This is a genomic window from Inquilinus limosus (assembly GCF_002195995.1).
Taxonomy (GTDB): Bacteria; Pseudomonadota; Alphaproteobacteria; order DSM-16000; family Inquilinaceae; genus Inquilinus; species Inquilinus limosus_C.
The window spans coordinates 1-15,854 of the sequence record NZ_NHON01000016.1 but is presented as its reverse complement, the minus strand read 5'-3'; the positions used below and the strand labels follow the sequence as shown (position 1 = coordinate 15,854).

Sequence of the window (15,854 nt, the reverse complement as noted above, 5' to 3'; positions counted from 1 at the left end):
GCAGGCGGCCGGTGACCCGTCAAGGAACCGCCGCCCGCCTGCGTTTTGTCGGATTTTTCGGCCGACATAGGGTGTCTTGAACAACAGCTGAACCCAACACTGTCATGCCCGGGCCTGACCCGGGCATCCAGAGTCTGTCGAGACCTTCTGGACTGCCGGGTCAAGCCCGGCAATGACAATGGGGAATTGACCTGGGTTCGGTGCTGATCCGTGAGCGAGGCTTAACCCAGGTCGAACACGATGCCCTGGGCCAGCGGCAACTCGCGGCTGTAGTTCACCGTCGCGGTCTGCCGGCGCATATAGGCCTTCCAGGCGTCGGAGCCGCTCTCGCGCCCGCCGCCCGTCTCCTTCTCGCCGCCGAAGGCGCCGCCGATCTCGGCGCCGGAGGTGCCGATGTTGACATTGGCGATGCCGCAGTCGCTGCCCGCCGCCGACAGGAAGGTCTCGGCCTCGCGCATGTCGGTGGTGAAGATGCAGGAGGACAGGCCCTGCGGCACGTCGTTGTGCTGCATCAGCGCCTGGCCGAACTCCCGGTACTTCATGACGTAGAGAATCGGCGCGAAGGTCTCGTGCTTGACGATGTCGCTCTGCGCCGGCATCTCGACGATCGCCGGGCTGACATAGAAGCCGCCGGCCGGGACGCCCGCCGTGACCTGCACCCCGCCGGTGACGGTGCCGCCCTGGTCGCGCGCGGCGGCCAGCGCCGTCTGCATGCCGTCGAACGACGCCTTGTCGATCAGCGGCCCGACCAGCTTGCCCTGCTCCAGCGGGCTGCCGATGCTGACCGCCCCATAGGCCTGTTTCAGGGCCGGGACCAGCTTGTCGTAGACGCTCTCATGCACGAACAGCCGGCGCAGCGTGGTGCAGCGCTGGCCGGCGGTGCCGACGGCGCCGAACAGGATGGCGCGCACCGCCATGTCGAGATCGGCCGACGGGCAGACGATCATGGCGTTGTTGCCGCCGAGCTCGAGCAGCGAGCGGCCCAGGCGCTGGGCCACGCGCGGCCCGACCTCGCGGCCCATCCGGGTCGACCCGGTGGCCGAGATCAGCGGCACCTTCGGGCTGTCGACCAGCGTCTCGCCGATGGCGCGGCCGCCGATCAGGATCTCGGCCAGGCCGTCCGGCACGCCGCCGAAGCGCTCGGCCGCCTTGCGGAAGATCGCCATGGTGGCCAGCGCCGTGACCGGCGTCTTCTCCGACGGCTTCCAGATCACCGGGTCGCCGCAGACCAAGGCCAGCGCCGCGTTCCAGGACCACACGGCCACCGGGAAGTTGAAGGCCGAGATGACGCCGACCGGGCCGAGCGGGTGCCAGGTCTCGGCCATGCGGTGGCCGGGGCGCTCCGACGCGATGGTCAGGCCGTAGAGCTGGCGGGAGAGGCCGACCGCGAAGTCGCAGATGTCGATCATCTCCTGCACCTCGCCCAGGCCTTCCTGCAGGATCTTGCCGGCCTCGATCGAGACCAGCCGCCCCAGCTCGGCCTTGTGGGCGCGCAGCTCCTCGCCGAACAGGCGCACCAGCTCGCCGCGGCGCGGGCCGGGCACGGTGCGCCAGTTCAGGAAGGCGTTCGACGCGCGCTCGATCGCGGCGGCGGCATCGGCCTCGGTATTCTCGTGCAGGCGGGCGATCTCGGTGCCGTCGACCGGCGACCGGACGACCAGCGTGCCGCCGGTCAGGGCGTCGGGATCGAGCCCGAGGCTGCGGATGAGATCGTGCAACTCCATGAAACACAACTCCGGAGAACTTGAAGCGCCGAAGGCGCTGATGGGCGGCATTCGTATCGTTGCGCGGTCCGCGGGGCAAGCGTAGCGGCGACGGGAAGAGGTTGCGGGATACACCACCAAAAATGGTATTGCCTTCGATATAAAATAGTGCTTATGGTTTGTTCGTATCCCATAAATGGTGGTGAGGACGATGGGCGCGGCATTCCTCGAGGCGCTTCATGCCGAGGCGGTGGCCATGGTCGCGGCGGTGCGGCAGATCCGCAGCGCCCGCAGCCTGCTCGACGGGTCGGCGGGGATCGCGACCTACGCCAACACGCTGCGGGAGGCCTATCACTACCAGCACGCGCTGCAGCCGACCCTGGCCCTGGCGGCGGAGCGGATGCTGGACCACGGCCGCCACATGCCGCTGGCCCTGCTGCTGCAGGAGAAGGCGCGGGAGGTGGCGGGGCTGGACCAGCGGGTGCTGGACGATCTCGAGGCGCTCGGCTTCAGCCGGGCCGATGTCGCCACCTCGGTGCCGGCGCCGCCGACCCAGGCCTGGATCGCTTGGTTCCGCTTCCTCGGCCGCAGCGACCATCCCGCCGGCTTTCTCGGCGTCGCCTATCTGCTCGAATACCTTGCCGCCACCTGCGCCGGGCCGACGGTCGACGGGATGCAGCGGACGGCGCGGATCGCCGGCATCCGCCGCGCGCTCGGCTTCCTGCGCAACCGGGTCGAGTCGCGGGAAGGCCATGTGCGGACGCTGGCCGCGGCGCTGCCCGCCCTCGACGACCCGGCGGAGATCGATGCGATCCTGACCTCGGCCCGGATGACCCGGATGCTCTATGCCGGGATGCTCCGCGCCGTCGACGGCATGTCGGCGATGCCGGCGCGCCGAATGGCAGGCTGACCCGTGATCGGCCATGGCGTCCGACGCCCGGACATCGCCCGTTTCCGCATCGGCTCCGCCGCGGCAAGATACATCGTCGCAGCGGTTCTGAGGGAGGAGGGGCGGGGGATGGCCATCGCCGTGCGGGGCATGACGCCGCTGCTGCAGGTCCACGACATGCCGCGGTCGCTGGGCTTCTACCAGGAACTGCTGGGCTTCGCGGTTATCGACGCCTCGCCCATGGTCGAGACGCCAGAAGGGCGGTTCCCGCATTGGGTGTGGCTGGCGCTGGGACCGGCCCAGCTGATGCTGAACACCGCCTATGACGACGGGCAGCGCCCGGCGGAGCGGGTCGAGGCCCGGCAGCGCTGGCACGCCGACACCTGCCTGTATATCGGCGTCGACGATATCGATGCGGTCTATGAGGAGCTGCGGGCCGGGCTGCCGGATCTGGCGCCGCCGGCCGATGCACCCTACGGCATGCGGCAGCTCCATCTCCGCGATCCGGACGGCTACGGCCTGTGCTTCCAGGCCCCGATCCGGGAGAGTCCCCACCCTCGGGCTTGATCCGGCCCTGTCCGCCCATTGCACCTTTTGGTAGAAACCGGGCCGGATATGAAGAGCGGGAAGGGGAGGAACCGATGCACGAGGGCGTTGCCGTCAACCGGGCCAACTGGGACGAGCGGGTGGCGGTGCATCTCCGCTCCGCCTTCTACGATGTCGACGGCTTCCGCCGCGGCGAGACCGATCTGGGGCCGATCGAGGCGGCTGAGATCGGCGACATCGCCGGGCTGCGCGTGGCCCATCTGCAGTGCCATTTCGGCATGGACACGATGTATCTCGCCCGGCGCGGCGCGCGGGTCACCGGCCTCGACTTCTCCGCCGCCGCGATCGCCGCGGCCCGGGCTCTGGCGGCCGAGACCGGCAGCGGCGCCGAATTCGTCGAGGGTAACGTCTATGACGCGCCACACCTGCTCGGCGAGGGACTTCACGACCTCGTCTTCACCAGCTGGGGCACGATCATCTGGCTGCCCGACATCGTCCGCTGGGCGCAGGTGGTGGCCGGGCTGCTGAAGCCCGGTGGTCGGCTCTATTTCCTCGACGGCCATCCCCTGGGCATGGCCTTGGAACAGGCCGGCGCGGACGCCCAGATCCTGCCCACCTACAGCTATTTCCGAGATACGCCGCTCGAATTCGAGGGGCAGGGCAGCTACGCCGATCGCGATGCCGTCTTCACCCACACCCGCTCGGTCGAATGGACCCATCCGATCGGCGCCATCGTCGGTGCGCTGCTGGCGGCCGGGATGCGGCTGACGGCGCTGCCCGAGCATGACGCCGCCGCCTGGCAGATGTGGCCGTGCCTGATGCAGGGACCGGACGGGCTGTGGCGGATGCCGGTGGACCGGCCGAGCCTGCCGCTCAGCCTCACCATCGAAGCCGTGAAGGGCGAGGCGGTGAAGGGCTGAGGCGCGCCGTCGGGCTGCATGGGAGGGAAACCGGCCGGATCGGCTGAGCCGTGGCCGGGCGGCGTCTCACCGGGGCCTTCCGCATTGCCCCTTCTGGGTGAGACCGGCGGCGATCAGCCCCGTGCCGCGATCCGGGCCGGGCCCGAGGGGGTCGGGATCTCGATGTCGACCTCGAGCGTCGACACCGAGTCACCACGGTCGAGCTTGACCTGCACCTTCTCGCGGTCGACCGCGATGTGCTTGGCGATCACCGCCAGGATCTCCTCCTGCAGCGTGGCGATCAGGTCGGAGCGTCCGCCGATCACCGACCGCTCATGGGCCAGCAGGATCTGCAGCCGCTCCCGCGCCACCGGGGCGGAGTTGCGCTTGGTGAAGAAGCTGAACAGGCTCATGCAACCCTCCGGCCGAACAGCTTGGCGAAGATGCCCTTCTTGTCGCTGGGCACCGACATCTCGACCGTCTCGCCCTTCAGGCGCTTGACCGCGTCGAAATAGGCGCGGGCCGGGGCGCTCTGCGGCGCGTTCAGCGTGACCGGCGCGCCCATGTTCGAGGCCCGCAGCACCTCCTCGCTCTCGGGGATGATGCCGAGCAGCGGGATCGACAGGATCTCCAGCACGTCCTCGGTCTTCAGCATCTCGCCGCGCTCGGCCCGGCCGGCGTCGTAGCGGGTCAGCAGCAGGTGCTTCTCGACACGCTCGCCCTTCTCGGCGCGCTCGGTCTTGGAATCGAGCAGGCCGATGATACGGTCGGAGTCACGGACGGAGGAGACCTCGGGGTTGGTCACCACCACGGCCATGTCGGCGTGGCGCATGGCCAGGACGGCGCCCTTCTCGATACCGGCCGGGCTGTCGCAGATCACCCAGTCGAACTTCTCCTTGAGCTCGCCGATGACGCGGGACACGCCCTCCATGGTCAGGGCGTCCTTGTCGCGGGTCTGCGACGCGGCCAGCAGCGACAGGGTGTCGACCCGCTTGTCGCGGATCAGCGCCTGCGGCAGCTTGGCGTCGCCCTGGACCACGTTGATCAGGTCGAACACCACGCGGCGCTCGGACCCCATCACCAGGTCGAGGTTGCGCAGGCCGACGTCGAAATCGACGACGACGACGTTCTGCCCGCTCTGGGCCAAGGCCGCGCCCAGCGCCGCGGTGGAGGTCGTCTTGCCGACCCCGCCCTTTCCGGATGTCACGACCAAGACCTTGGCCATATTCGCTATTCTCCTCTGATGCCTCAGTCCAGGGCTGCCAGAACCATGGCGTCGCCGTCGAGCCAAGCCTGCACCGCCCTGCCGCGCAGCTTCGGCTCCATGTCGTCCGCGGTCTTGTAGAGACCGTCGATGGCCAGCAGCTCGGCCTCGAGCTTGCGGCAGAAGATGCGGGCCCGGCCGTTGCCGGTCGATCCCGCGATCGCCCGGCCGCGCAGCGTGCCGTACACGTGGATCGACCCACCGGCGATGATCTCGGCACCCGAGGCGACCGAGCCGACGACCGTCACGTCGCCCTCGGGGAAGATCACCGACTGGCCGGAGCGCACCGGCCGGTCCAGCAGCAGCGAGGCGGCGGGCCGCGCCTCGGCCGCCGCCGGTGTCGCGGCCTCGGCCCCGTCCGGCACCTCGATCATCCCGGCGGGGCGGCTGCCGGTCATCATCGGCGGCAGGCCCCAGGCCTCGGAGCCGAGCCAGGACGGGTCGGCACCCTCGATCCCGATCAGACGGATATCGCGCTGCTGCAGGTCCTCGATCAGCGCCGTCAGGTCCTGCTTGCGCATCGGCAGGGCCGACAGGTCGACCACCACGGGGCGGCCCTGGAAGAAGGCCGGCGAACGCTGGATCTGGGCGTCGAGCTCGGTGAGCCAGTCCGTGATCGGCGGTTCCGGCGCCAGGACGAGCGCCATGAAGGAACGACCACGGAAGCGGATGGCGGGGCGGGTGCGGGCTGCTGTTGTCACGGTCAGGGGCGTAGCCGGGCGCGATCCGGCCGTCAACACAGGGGTTCTCGACCATTGAACCCGGTTCGATCCGGATATGCAACAGGTTGTGGTTCCCAGGGATGTTCGCCGCCATGTGTTGTGTCTCGGCGGATCCTGTCGCGGCCGGTTTGCGGAGCTTTCGCCGCCCGCGCCGGCGGCCGGGGCCACGGACCTACGGACGGCCTGCGGCCCACGGGATGACGGCAAGCGAGACGGAGTGCGGGGCGACTCGGAGCCGGGCGCCGATGTGTCGGCCGCAACCGCAGCGGCGACTCAGCCGGCGGGCCTCGGATCGAATCGCCGCAGGGTCTCAGCGAGATGCGGTGGCGCCGCCGCCTCGGCCGCGACCGGCGGCTTCTTGGGGTAGAGCGGCACCGACACGGCATGGGCGTGCAGGTGCAGCGGTGGCGCCTCCGGCCCGCGGCCGGCGGTGCCGTAGATCGCATCGCCCAGGATCGGGAAGCCGGAGGCGGAGCAGTGCAGCCGCAGCTGGTGGGTGCGCCCGGTCAGCGGCCGCAGCTCCAGCCAGGCCAGGCCGCCGGCGCGGCCCAGCACGCGGAACTCGCTCTGCGCCGGCTGGCCGGCGGGGTCGACCTTCATCCACCAGCCGCGCTGCGCCGACCGCTTGGCCAGCGGCAGGTCGATGCGGCCTTCATCCTGGGCGGGGCCGCCCTCGACCACCGCCCAATAGGTCTTCGAGACCTTGCCGGAGGCGAACAGCTCGCCCAGCGTCGCCGTGGCCTTGCGGTGCCGGCCCAGCACCAGGCAGCCGCTGGTGTCCTTGTCCAGGCGATGCGCGAGGGCGGGCGGGTGCGGCAGGCCGAAGCGCAGCGCGTCGAGATGGTGGTCCAGCACCGGGCCGCCCTTCGGCCCGGCATGCACCGGCAGCCCGGCCGGCTTGTCGAGGATCAGCATCAGCCCATCCCGGTACAGCAGGCGGGCCAGGATCTCGGCGTCGGTCAAGACGGGTGTCGGGGCGGCGATCATTCCGGCGTCATCGCACCGGGGCGGCCGGAAGGCAACAGCGGCCGGGGGCGGGGCCAGCCCGCAGCAAACAGGCCCCGGCCGGGTGGGCGGCAGGGGCCTGGAATCATCGGTCAGCGGTGACGGGCGCGCTGCCAGTCATGGGCGATGCGGGCCTCGCAGCTGTTGCGCGCCTTGTGGGAGTGGATATGGCCGCAGGCCGCCTGCTGCCGGTGCTGCAGCGTCTCGCGATGATGCTGCCGGTGGCCGTCATAGGCCTGCGCCGAGGCGAAGGTCGCCGGCACGGCGACGATCACGGCGCTCGCGAGCAGGAGGGTGCGGGTAAGCTTCGAAATCATTTGAGACCTTCAACCGAAGTCATGCCTGGGTGGCATGAACACTTCACGGGAAGGGTCTCGCCTTCCGTCGCGCCTGGTCGGCGCCGGGCGATGCGGGCAGGGGGCGACCCTGCCATCCTGCTGCCCTGAGGTTGCCGCATCGCTCCGCGACGCTGGCCTGAACGCTGTGGGTCGCCGGGAGGCGACGATGCCCATCACCCTTGCTTCGCGCCGCCTGTCGACAGCGGTTCTGGTCGGCGTCTGCGCCTGCGCGCTGGCCCTGGTGGCGATGGCGTGGGGCGAGGTCACTGCCCGGAACCAGCGCCGGGCGATCGATGCCACGCTGGGGGCCATCGTGGATCGAGGCACCCGGGGGCTCGACCCGGCCGATGAGGGGCGGATGGTCCGCATCGTCGGCCGGCTGGCGGCCGACGGGCCTGTCACGGATGGTGACACGGGGTTCTCCGCTCCCGGCCTGGCGCTCGAGCGCGAGGTCGAGATGTGGCAGGACTTTCGGCTGTTGCGCAGCCCCGGCGACCGCAGCGGCCCGGACCTTCGCTGGAGCGCGATCCGGATCCCGACCTGGCGTCTCGAGGACAGCAACCGGCCGGCGCCGGACAATCCGGAATTCCCCTTCGCCAGCCATGTCTTCTCCAATACGACGGCGCGAATCGGCGGCGTTCCCGTCGATGCCGGCCTCGCCCGCGCCGGCGGGTTCGACAGCAGCGTGGTCTCCGCCGATGCGCTGCCGGCGCTGGCCCGGCGCCTGCCGGAACTGGCGGCGGGTCTGGACCGAGACTGGGTGGTGCTGTCGGCCACCCCTGCGGTTCGCCGCATCGGCGATCTGCGGGTCAGCTATCGGACGCGCGGCGGTGACCGGATCGTCACCGCGATCGGGCGGCAGCGGGAGGGGCGGCTGTACCGGGAGGCATTCGGGCTCCTGCAATCCGCAGTGTTGTCCGGAGATGAGCCGGCAGAGGCGTTTCTCGGCTTCGGCGTTCTCGAAGGGCCCTCCAACGCCCAGCTGTGGGGTCGGGGTGTCGGCATCGCGATCCTGGCCGGCGCCCTGGCTTTCTTTTTCCTCGGCGGCTTCAGGCCGCGCGACCCCGACGCACAGTCATCCGAGGGAACGGGCTGGCCGCTCGCAGCATCGGACGCGTTGGGATACCTGCCCGGCCCGGCTCTGGTGGCGGTTCTCATCCTGCTCCTGCTGCCGTTTGCGATGATGGCGCTTCCGGCCGCCGTCGCCCTCGGCTTCATGGCGTATTGGATGGCCCAGAACTGGGTCGCCATGCTGGCCGGAACGGCTGCCGCGCTGGCCCTTGCCGTGGCCGCGCTGTTCGTCACGGCCCGCCCGCCCGACACGCCGCCGAAGACAAGATGTGAGAAATTCGATCTAATGCTTTGATATAAAGCCGTTTTGATCGATGGTCGTCCATCCCGACAGCAACCGCCGGTCAGTCGCCGAGAAGGCGTAGTAGTTGCCGCCATTGGTCGGCGGCTGGTCGGCGTCGCGGCCGATCGGGTGCCCCTGCAGATGGCAGAGATACAGCGCCCCGACCCCGCCATGCGAGACGACTGCGACGTCGCCCTCGACCGGCGCGCGGCGCAGCACCTCCTCCATCGCCGCGACGATCCGGCGCTGGGCGTCGATCGCGCGCTCCCAGCCGCGCACGCTTTCCTGCGGCCGGGCGAAGAAGGCATCGGCCATCGTCTCGAACTCGAGCTTCGGCAGATAACCTGTTGAGGATCGGTCATTTTCACCCAGATCTGCGATCTGCGTGATCGGCAGGTCCAGCGCCGCAGCCAGGATCTCCGCGCCGTCGACCGCCTTCCGCTCGGTGCTGCTGAACAACGCCCGCACGCCCGCCATCCACGGCAGCCGGAGGGATGCCCGCATGCGCTCGCGGCCGCGCGGTGACAGCGGCCAGTCCGGCACCGGCACGGCCGGGTCGATCAGCACATCGGGATGGGTGATGACATAGACGTGCCGGGCCATGCGGTCCTCGTTCCGTACGATGCGGCATCATCTCCGATTTGCCAGACCGGTGAAATTCCTGCATCGATCGTGGTTCATCGGCGCGTGGGCGCATCGACCGGGGAGGGGGACGGATGGGCAAGCTGGCGAAGCGGTACCGGATCGAGGATGGCGAGGGCTTCCGCCTGAAGGACTGGGACCCGGGCGACACCGCCTGGCTGGACGACAAGGTGGTGGCGCAGGAAGCACTGGCCGACAGCGTCGCCAGGCTGGCGGAGATGCAGGACAAGCTCTACGCCCAGGACCACTGGTCGGTGCTGCTGATCTTCCAGGCGATGGACGCGGCCGGCAAGGACAGCACCATCAAGCACGTCATGTCCGGCATCAACCCGCAGGGCTGCCAGGTCACCGCCTTCAAGCAACCCTCGGCGGAGGAGCTGGACCACGACTTCATGTGGCGCACCACCCGCCATTTGCCGGAGCGTGGGCGGATCGGTATCTTCAACCGCTCCTACTACGAGGAAGTGCTGGTCGTCCGGGTCCATTCCGGCGTGCTGGGCAACCAGCGCATCCCGCCGAAGCTGGTGACCAAGAAGATCTGGAAGGAGCGGTTCGAGGATATCGGCGCCTTCGAGCGCTACCTGGCCCGCAACGGCACGCTGGTCCTGAAGTTCTTCCTCAACGTCTCGCGCGAGGAGCAGAAGAAGCGTTTCCTCGACCGGCTGAACGAGCCGGAGAAGCACTGGAAGTTCCAGCCCTCGGACGTGGCGGAGCGGCAGCTGTGGCCTGATTACATGAAGGCCTATGAGGAGATGATCCGGGCGACCGCCGCGCCGCATGCGCCCTGGCACGTCATCCCCGCCGACAACAAGTGGTTCACCCGCCTGGCCGTGGCCGCCGCGGTGGTCGACGCGATGGACGGGCTCGACCTCGCCTACCCGAAGGTCGAGCCCGGGATCAGCGAGAAGCTGCAGGCCGCCCGCGCGGCGCTGGAGAACGAATAGCCGATCGTGGCCGGACCGCTGTCGATCGCCGTCTGCGGCGCCGGCCCGGCCGGGCTGGCCGCCGCCTGCTTCCTGCACGATGCCGGTCACCGGGTGCGGCTGCTCGAGCGCGTGCCGGAGCCGCGGCCGATCGGCGCCGGGCTGATGCTGCAGCCGGCCGGGCTGGCCGCGCTGGGCCGGATCGGCGCGCTCGATGCCGCCCTAGCCCATGGCCAACGCATCGACGGGCTGTATGCCCGGTCGCAGCCATCGGGCCGGGTGGTGTTCGACCTCAGCTATGCCGCGGTCGACCCGGCGCTGCATGGCCTGGCGATCCACCGCGCCGCGATCTTCGACGTGCTCTGGCAGGCCGCCGCGTCCCGCCGCATCCCGGTGGAGACCGGGGTCGAGATCACCACGCTGGCGGCCGATGCGACGGGCCGGCCGGTCCCGGTCACCGCCGCCGGGCACCGGCTGGAGCCCGTCGATCTCGTGGTCGACGCGACCGGCAGCGGCTCGGCGCTGCGCCCGCTCGCCCGTGACCCTGTCCGGCCGCGCCCCTACGCCTATGGCGCGGTCTGGGCCACGGTGCCGGCCACGGGGCTGCGCCTGGACCGCCTGGAGCAGCGCTTCCGTTCGGCGCGGGAGATGCTGGGGCTGCTGCCGGTCGGGCGGGTGCCGGGCGACGATGTCCCGCGCGCCATCCTGTTCTGGAGCCTGCGGGTGGCGGAGCATCCGGCCCTGGTGGCGGCGGGGATCGCGGCGTGGCGGCGCCGCGTGCTCGACCTGTGGCCCGAGGTCGAGCCGACGATCGCCGGCATCACCGACATGGCGCAGCTGACGCTGGCCCGCTACGCCCAGGCGACGCTGCCCCGGCCGTTCGGCGACCGCATCGCCTTCATCGGCGACGCCGCCCATTCGACCAGCCCGCAGCTCGGCGCGGGGGTGACCATGGCGATGCTGGACGGCGCCGCCCTGACCGATGCCCTGGCGGCGGCGCCGGACATTCCCGCCGCCCTGGCCGCCTATGGCGCGCGGCGCCGGCGGCACATCCGCTTCTACCAGCGCATGAGCGCGTTGCTGACCCCGGCCTTCCAGTCCGACAGGCGCTGGATCGGGCCGCTGCGCGACCTGACCTTCCATCCGTCGACGCGGCTGCCCTGGATGCGCCGCCGGATGGTCGAGACCTTCGCCGGCCTCGCCCTCGGCCCCTTCGCCCGGACGCATCCCACGGCCCTGGCCGGCATGCCCGCACCGGTCGCGGAGAACGCCTCGCCGGATCGAGAAATAATACGATAACTCAGATAGTTGCAGTCTGATCTTGAATCGTGATCCGGCTCGCTCCGGCGGCGCGGATCCCGCGCCTGCAGTGGAAATAGGCGGATACGCCAACGCATGAGCGAATCCGCCTAGTCGGCGCTGACGGGCCGGCCTAGGATCACCCTGCCCATCAAACAGGGGGTGCATCGAATGAGAACAATATTCCGCGGCGCCATCGCCGCGATCCTGCTCGGCTGCGCCGTATTGCCGGCCCGGGCCGAGACGCCGAAGGACACGCTGGTCCAGGCCTACCGCATCGACGACATCATCAGCCTCGACCCGGCGGAGGTGTTCGAGTTCTCGACCACCGAGTACATCAACCAGGTCTATGACCGGCTGATCTACTACAACGCCCAGGACCCGGCGAACTTCCTGCCCGGCATCGCCGAGAGCTGGACCGTCGCCGATGACGGGAAGAGCTACAGCTTCAAGATCCGCGACGGGGTCAAGTTCCACTCCGGCAACCCGCTGACGGCGGAGGACGCGGCCTATTCGATCCGCCGCGCCATCAAGCTGAACCTGTCGCCGGCCTTCATCGTCGGCCAGTTCGGCCTGACGGCGGAGAATGTCGACACGATGGTCACGGCGCCGGACGCGCGGACGCTGGTGTTCAGGACCGACAAGGCCTACGCGCCCAGCTTCGTCCTCAACTGCCTCAGCGCCACCGTCTCCTCGGTGGTCGACAGCAAGGTGGTGGAGGCGAACGCCAAGAACGGCGATTTCGGCCATGAATGGCTGAACACCCATTCCGCCGGCTCCGGCCCCTACGAGCTCGGCGGCTGGAAGCCGAATGAGAGCCTGGTGATGAACCGGTTCGACGACTACTGGCGGGGCAAGCCGGGCTTCAAGCGGATCTTCTTCCGCCATGTGCTGGACCCGACCTCCCAGCTGCTGCTGCTGCAGAAGGGCGATGTCGACATCGCCCGCGGCCTGACCGGAGAGCAGCTGGACTCGCTGAAGTCGAACCCGGACGTGACGGTGCAGGAGGTGCCGCGCGGCACCCTCTGGTACCTGTCGATGAACACCCAGACCGAGCCGCTGAAGAAGGTCGAGGTGCGGCAGGCGCTGAAGAACCTGATCGACTATCAGGGCATGGCGGACAGCTTCATGAAGGGCCTCGCGGTCCCGCATGAGAACTTCCTGCCCAAGGGCTTCCTCGGCGCCCTCGACGACATGCCGTTCAAGCTCGACGTCGACAAGGCCAAGCAGCTGCTGGCCCAGGGTGGCTATCCCAACGGCTTCCAGATCAGCATCGACGTGCCGAACGGGTCGCCCTATCTCGAGATGGCGCAGTCGATCCAGGCGACCTTCGCCAAGGCGGGGGTGGAACTGCAGATCATCGCCTCGGACGACAAGCAGCAGACCAGCAAGATCCGCAGCCGCAAGTATCAGACCGCGATCGGGCGCTGGGGGCCGGACTATCAGGACCCGCACACCAACGCCCAGAACTTCGGCATGAATCTCGACAACGGCGAGAACCCGCCGATGAAGACCACGGCCTGGCGCACCTCCTGGGACATCCCCGAGCTGACCAAGCAGACCGAGGCCGCGGTGCTGGAGACCGACACGGCCAAGCGCCAGGCGATGTATGCGGACCTGCAGCGCCAGATCCGCGACACCGGGCCCTACGCCTTCATGTTCCAGCAGGTGGAGGCTGTTGCCGCGCGGAAGAATGTCCAGGGCCTGGTCTGGGGGCCGGGCACGGAGAACGACTTCTTCTGGCAGGGCGGCAAGCAGTGACCGTCGGGCCGGCCGGTCCGACGGGGCCGGCCGGCCTGCCCGGTCTCAGTATCCGAGCTGCAGCAGGTTGTTCATGCCGAATTGCGGCAGGAACAGCCATTCGACCTCGACGATGTTGTTGGTCGGCACGCCCCAGTTCACCAGGTCGCCGAGCGTCTGCTGATAGCCCTGATCCGTGGCGTTCTGGTGGGCATAGGCGACATAGACGGCGTTGTAGGGCGGCCCGGCCGCGCCGATCGCGGCCATCGCCGCATTGAAGCTGCCATTGGGGATGGCGCCGGCATTGGCGTGATAGACATAGCCGGTGGTGCTGGCCGTGGTGACGTAGCAGACCGAGGCGCAGGTGATCAGGCCGAACGACCGGACGACCTCCGGCGCCAGCCCCGCCTGGATCGTGACGCCCTGGCCGGGGCCGAGATTGGTGACCGCGCCCGGCGGGCTGCCGAGCGTGGGAAAGGGCACGTTCGGCGGCGGGTTGGTGCCGCTGACGAGCTGCAGCAGGCCGGTGACCGTCAGGGCCTGCTGGCCGACGATCTGGGCGGCGGGAACGGTGTAGACCACGGGCGCCTCCTGGGGATGGGGCGGACGAACGTCCGAATCCGAATCCCAGGACGCGGCGGCGCGGAAGTTGTGAAACCGGGGCCGGGGGTCAGGCCGCCTCCCGCGCCACCAGGTGGCCGCCGCCGATATCGGCCAGGTCGACCAGCACCGGCGCGTAGCCGACCGGCCGCACCGGGCTCGGCACCTCGCCGGACAGGCGCTGGAAATGGTCGCGGCGGCGGCGGGGATCGGCGATCGGCACCGCCTGCATCAGCTTCTTCGTGTAGGGGTGGCGCGGATCCTCGAAGATCTGGCGGCGGGTGCCGGTCTCGACGATCTGGCCGAGATACATCACCGCCACCCGGTGGCTGATCTGCTCCACCACCGCCATGTCGTGCGAGATGAAGAGATAGGCGAGGCCGAGATCGGCCTGCAACTCGTGCAGCAGGTCCAGCACCCGGGCCTGGACCGAGACGTCGAGGGCGGACACGGATTCGTCGGCGATGATCGCCTTGGGCGACAGGCTCAGCGCCCGGGCGATGCAGATGCGCTGGCGCTGGCCGCCGGAGAATTCATGCGGGTGGCGGTGGCGCAGCTCCGGCGCCAGCCCGACGCGGCGGAACAGCCATTCGACCCGGTCGGCCAGCTCGCCGCCCTTGGCCAGGCCGTGGATCACCAGCGGCTCGGCCACCAGCTCGCCCACGGTCATGCGCGGATCGAGCGAGGCGTAGGGATCCTGGAACACCATCTGGATGTTCCGGCGCAGCGGCTTCAGCGCGGCCGGGCCCAGCCCCGCGGCCTCAGCCCCGGCGATGCGGATCGAGCCGCGCCAGGGCACCAGGCCCATCAGAGCCTTGCCGGTGGTGGACTTGCCGCAGCCGCTCTCCCCGACCAGGGCCAGGGTCTCGCCGGCGGCCAGGGCGAAGGACAGGCTCTCCACCGCGTGCACGCGCTTGACCGTGCGCTGCAGCAGCCCGCCGGCGATGTCGAAGCGGACGGTCAGGTCCTTCACCGCCACGACCGGTTCATTCGCTGCAGGGGACAGGGCAGGGGCGTCGGCGCGCAGCGGCGCGTCGCGGCCGGCCATCTGGCCCAGCTTCGGCACGGCGGCCAGCAGCGCCCTTGTGTAGTCCCGGGCCGGCGCCTCGAACAGCGGCACCACCGGTCCGCTCTCCACCACCTTGCCCTGGCTCATCACCACCACCCGGTCGGCCATCTCGGCCACCACGCCCATGTCGTGGGTGATCAGGATCAGCGCGGTGCCGAACTGGCGCCGCAGGTCGCGCATCAGCTCCAGGATCTGGGCCTGGATGGTGACGTCCAGCGCCGTGGTCGGCTCGTCGGCGATCAGCAGCTTGGGCCGGCAGGCCAGGGCCATGGCGATCATCACCCGCTGCCGCATGCCGCCCGACAGCTCGTGCGGATGCTGCCGCAGCCGCCGCTCGGGCTCGGAGATGCGCACCGCCTCCAGCGCCTCCAGCGCCAGCCGCCGGGCCCCGGCGCCGTCGACCTGGCGATGGGCGCGGATCGCCTCGGCGATCTGGCGCCCGACCGACATCACCGGGTTCAGGCTGGTCATCGGTTCTTGGAAGATCATCGCGATCTCGCCGCCGCGCACCCGCCGCATCTGCCGCTCGGGCAGCGCCAGCAGGTCGCGGCCCTCCAGCAGCACCCGGCCGCCGGCGACCCGGGCCATGGGCTGCGGCAGCAGCCCCATGATCGACAGCGAGGTCATCGACTTGCCGCTGCCCGATTCCCCGGCGATGCACAGCGTCTCGCCGGGGTTCAGGTCGAAGCTCAGATCCTCGACCACCAGCTTCGGCCCCGCCGGCGTCGCCACCTGCGTGCTGAGGTTGCGGACCTGGAGGAGGGGGGAACTCGAACCGCTCATGGTGCCCCGATCCTGTCGATGCGGTCTCGGGGCGACTCACTCCTGGTCCCCCCTCCCCCTGCGGGAGGGGGGTAGGGG

At 69.9% G+C, this 15,854-nt stretch carries 16 protein-coding genes; 7 read left to right on the top strand and 9 right to left on the bottom strand.

Translation table 11 applies throughout. The annotated features are described in order from the left end of the window. Positions 1-221: 221 nt before the first annotated feature. Complete coding sequence (amaB, locus tag BWR60_RS10835; protein ID WP_088151036.1) at positions 222-1,724, bottom strand: L-piperidine-6-carboxylate dehydrogenase; 1,503 nt, start codon at positions 1,722-1,724, stop codon at positions 222-224. 190 nt (positions 1,725-1,914) lie between these two features. On the opposite strand from amaB, the gene BWR60_RS10830 reads away from it, so the two are divergent. The 3 genes from BWR60_RS10830 to BWR60_RS10820 all read left to right on the top strand — a co-directional run bounded on the left by BWR60_RS10830 (position 1,915) and on the right by BWR60_RS10820 (position 4,058). Next, on the top strand, positions 1,915-2,613 hold the full coding sequence (locus BWR60_RS10830; RefSeq protein WP_179221714.1) for an iron-containing redox enzyme family protein: 699 nt from the start codon (positions 1,915-1,917) through the stop codon (positions 2,611-2,613). Positions 2,614-2,721: 108 nt separating this feature from the next. Then, the gene (locus BWR60_RS10825) at positions 2,722-3,159 is read left to right on the top strand and encodes a VOC family protein (RefSeq protein ID WP_088151034.1); all 438 of its coding nucleotides are present in this window, start codon (positions 2,722-2,724) and stop codon (positions 3,157-3,159) included. A 74-nt stretch (positions 3,160-3,233) separates the two neighbouring features. Further along, a complete protein-coding gene (locus tag BWR60_RS10820) occupies positions 3,234-4,058 on the top strand; it encodes a class I SAM-dependent methyltransferase (protein WP_088151033.1) in 825 nt (274 codons plus the stop codon). Between the two features lie 113 nt (positions 4,059-4,171). Here BWR60_RS10820 and minE read toward each other — a convergent pair whose 3' ends face one another. From minE to BWR60_RS10795, 5 genes are all read right to left on the bottom strand, one after another. Next, positions 4,172-4,450 (bottom strand): cell division topological specificity factor MinE, encoded by a 279-nt coding sequence (minE, locus tag BWR60_RS10815; RefSeq protein ID WP_088151032.1) that lies wholly within the window; start codon positions 4,448-4,450, stop codon positions 4,172-4,174. After that, on the bottom strand, positions 4,447-5,262 hold the full coding sequence (gene minD, locus BWR60_RS10810; RefSeq protein WP_088151031.1) for a septum site-determining protein MinD: 816 nt from the start codon (positions 5,260-5,262) through the stop codon (positions 4,447-4,449). Before minD ends, minE begins: the two co-directional genes overlap by 4 nt. Positions 5,263-5,285: 23 nt before the next feature. Next, positions 5,286-6,002, bottom strand: coding sequence for a septum site-determining protein MinC (gene minC / locus BWR60_RS10805; protein ID WP_088151030.1), 717 nt, complete (start codon positions 6,000-6,002; stop codon positions 5,286-5,288). 294 nt (positions 6,003-6,296) lie between these two features. After that, the gene (locus BWR60_RS10800) at positions 6,297-7,010 is read right to left on the bottom strand and encodes an RluA family pseudouridine synthase (protein ID WP_088151029.1); all 714 of its coding nucleotides are present in this window, start codon (positions 7,008-7,010) and stop codon (positions 6,297-6,299) included. 110 nt (positions 7,011-7,120) lie between these two features. Continuing rightward, positions 7,121-7,345: a hypothetical protein gene (locus tag BWR60_RS10795; RefSeq protein ID WP_088151028.1), complete on the bottom strand. Its 225-nt coding sequence runs from the start codon at positions 7,343-7,345 to the stop codon at positions 7,121-7,123. A 187-nt stretch (positions 7,346-7,532) separates the two neighbouring features. Here BWR60_RS10795 and BWR60_RS10790 point away from each other — a divergent pair, with 187 nt between their 5' ends. Continuing rightward, on the top strand, positions 7,533-8,732 hold the full coding sequence (locus tag BWR60_RS10790; RefSeq protein WP_088151027.1) for a TMEM43 family protein: 1,200 nt from the start codon (positions 7,533-7,535) through the stop codon (positions 8,730-8,732). On the opposite strand, the gene BWR60_RS10785 is transcribed toward BWR60_RS10790, so the two are convergent. Further along, a complete protein-coding gene (locus tag BWR60_RS10785) occupies positions 8,721-9,323 on the bottom strand; it encodes a histidine phosphatase family protein (RefSeq protein WP_088151026.1) in 603 nt (200 codons plus the stop codon). The genes BWR60_RS10790 and BWR60_RS10785 overlap by 12 nt on opposite strands. A gap of 113 nt (positions 9,324-9,436) precedes the next feature. Here BWR60_RS10785 and BWR60_RS10780 point away from each other — a divergent pair, with 113 nt between their 5' ends. The 3 genes from BWR60_RS10780 (at position 9,437) to BWR60_RS10770 (ending at position 13,345) form a co-directional block, all read left to right on the top strand. Then, positions 9,437-10,306 carry a polyphosphate kinase 2 family protein gene (locus BWR60_RS10780; RefSeq protein ID WP_088151025.1) on the top strand — a complete coding sequence of 290 codons (870 nt, stop codon included), beginning with the start codon at positions 9,437-9,439 and terminating at the stop codon, positions 10,304-10,306. Positions 10,307-10,312: 6 nt separating this feature from the next. Beyond that, on the top strand, positions 10,313-11,584 hold the full coding sequence (locus BWR60_RS10775) for an FAD-dependent oxidoreductase (protein ID WP_088151024.1): 1,272 nt from the start codon (positions 10,313-10,315) through the stop codon (positions 11,582-11,584). A 171-nt stretch (positions 11,585-11,755) separates the two neighbouring features. Beyond that, on the top strand, positions 11,756-13,345 hold the full coding sequence (locus tag BWR60_RS10770; protein ID WP_088151023.1) for an ABC transporter substrate-binding protein: 1,590 nt from the start codon (positions 11,756-11,758) through the stop codon (positions 13,343-13,345). Positions 13,346-13,390: 45 nt separating this feature from the next. Here the strand turns inward: BWR60_RS10770 and BWR60_RS10765 are convergent, their stop codons facing one another. Beyond that, positions 13,391-13,906, bottom strand: coding sequence for a hypothetical protein (locus tag BWR60_RS10765; RefSeq protein WP_088151022.1), 516 nt, complete (start codon positions 13,904-13,906; stop codon positions 13,391-13,393). 88 nt (positions 13,907-13,994) lie between these two features. Further along, the gene (locus tag BWR60_RS10760) at positions 13,995-15,776 is read right to left on the bottom strand and encodes an ABC transporter ATP-binding protein (RefSeq protein WP_088151021.1); all 1,782 of its coding nucleotides are present in this window, start codon (positions 15,774-15,776) and stop codon (positions 13,995-13,997) included. Positions 15,777-15,854 lie beyond the last annotated feature (78 nt).

Bases quoted from the DNA above. Each gene is read 5' to 3' on its own strand.
- amaB (WP_088151036.1), bottom strand. From the start codon at position 1,724: ATGGAGTTGCACGATCTCATCCGCAGCCTCGGGCTCGATCCCGACGCC.
- BWR60_RS10830 (WP_179221714.1), top strand. From the start codon at position 1,915: ATGGGCGCGGCATTCCTCGAGGCGCTTCATGCCGAGGCGGTGGCCATG.
- BWR60_RS10825 (WP_088151034.1), top strand. From the start codon at position 2,722: ATGGCCATCGCCGTGCGGGGCATGACGCCGCTGCTGCAGGTCCACGAC.
- BWR60_RS10820 (WP_088151033.1), top strand. From the start codon at position 3,234: ATGCACGAGGGCGTTGCCGTCAACCGGGCCAACTGGGACGAGCGGGTG.
- minE (WP_088151032.1), bottom strand. From the start codon at position 4,450: ATGAGCCTGTTCAGCTTCTTCACCAAGCGCAACTCCGCCCCGGTGGCG.
- minD (WP_088151031.1), bottom strand. From the start codon at position 5,262: ATGGCCAAGGTCTTGGTCGTGACATCCGGAAAGGGCGGGGTCGGCAAG.
- BWR60_RS10800 (WP_088151029.1), bottom strand. From the start codon at position 7,010: ATGATCGCCGCCCCGACACCCGTCTTGACCGACGCCGAGATCCTGGCC.
- BWR60_RS10795 (WP_088151028.1), bottom strand. From the start codon at position 7,345: ATGATTTCGAAGCTTACCCGCACCCTCCTGCTCGCGAGCGCCGTGATC.
- BWR60_RS10790 (WP_088151027.1), top strand. From the start codon at position 7,533: ATGCCCATCACCCTTGCTTCGCGCCGCCTGTCGACAGCGGTTCTGGTC.
- BWR60_RS10785 (WP_088151026.1), bottom strand. From the start codon at position 9,323: ATGGCCCGGCACGTCTATGTCATCACCCATCCCGATGTGCTGATCGAC.
- BWR60_RS10780 (WP_088151025.1), top strand. From the start codon at position 9,437: ATGGGCAAGCTGGCGAAGCGGTACCGGATCGAGGATGGCGAGGGCTTC.
- BWR60_RS10770 (WP_088151023.1), top strand. From the start codon at position 11,756: ATGAGAACAATATTCCGCGGCGCCATCGCCGCGATCCTGCTCGGCTGC.
- BWR60_RS10760 (WP_088151021.1), bottom strand. From the start codon at position 15,776: ATGAGCGGTTCGAGTTCCCCCCTCCTCCAGGTCCGCAACCTCAGCACG.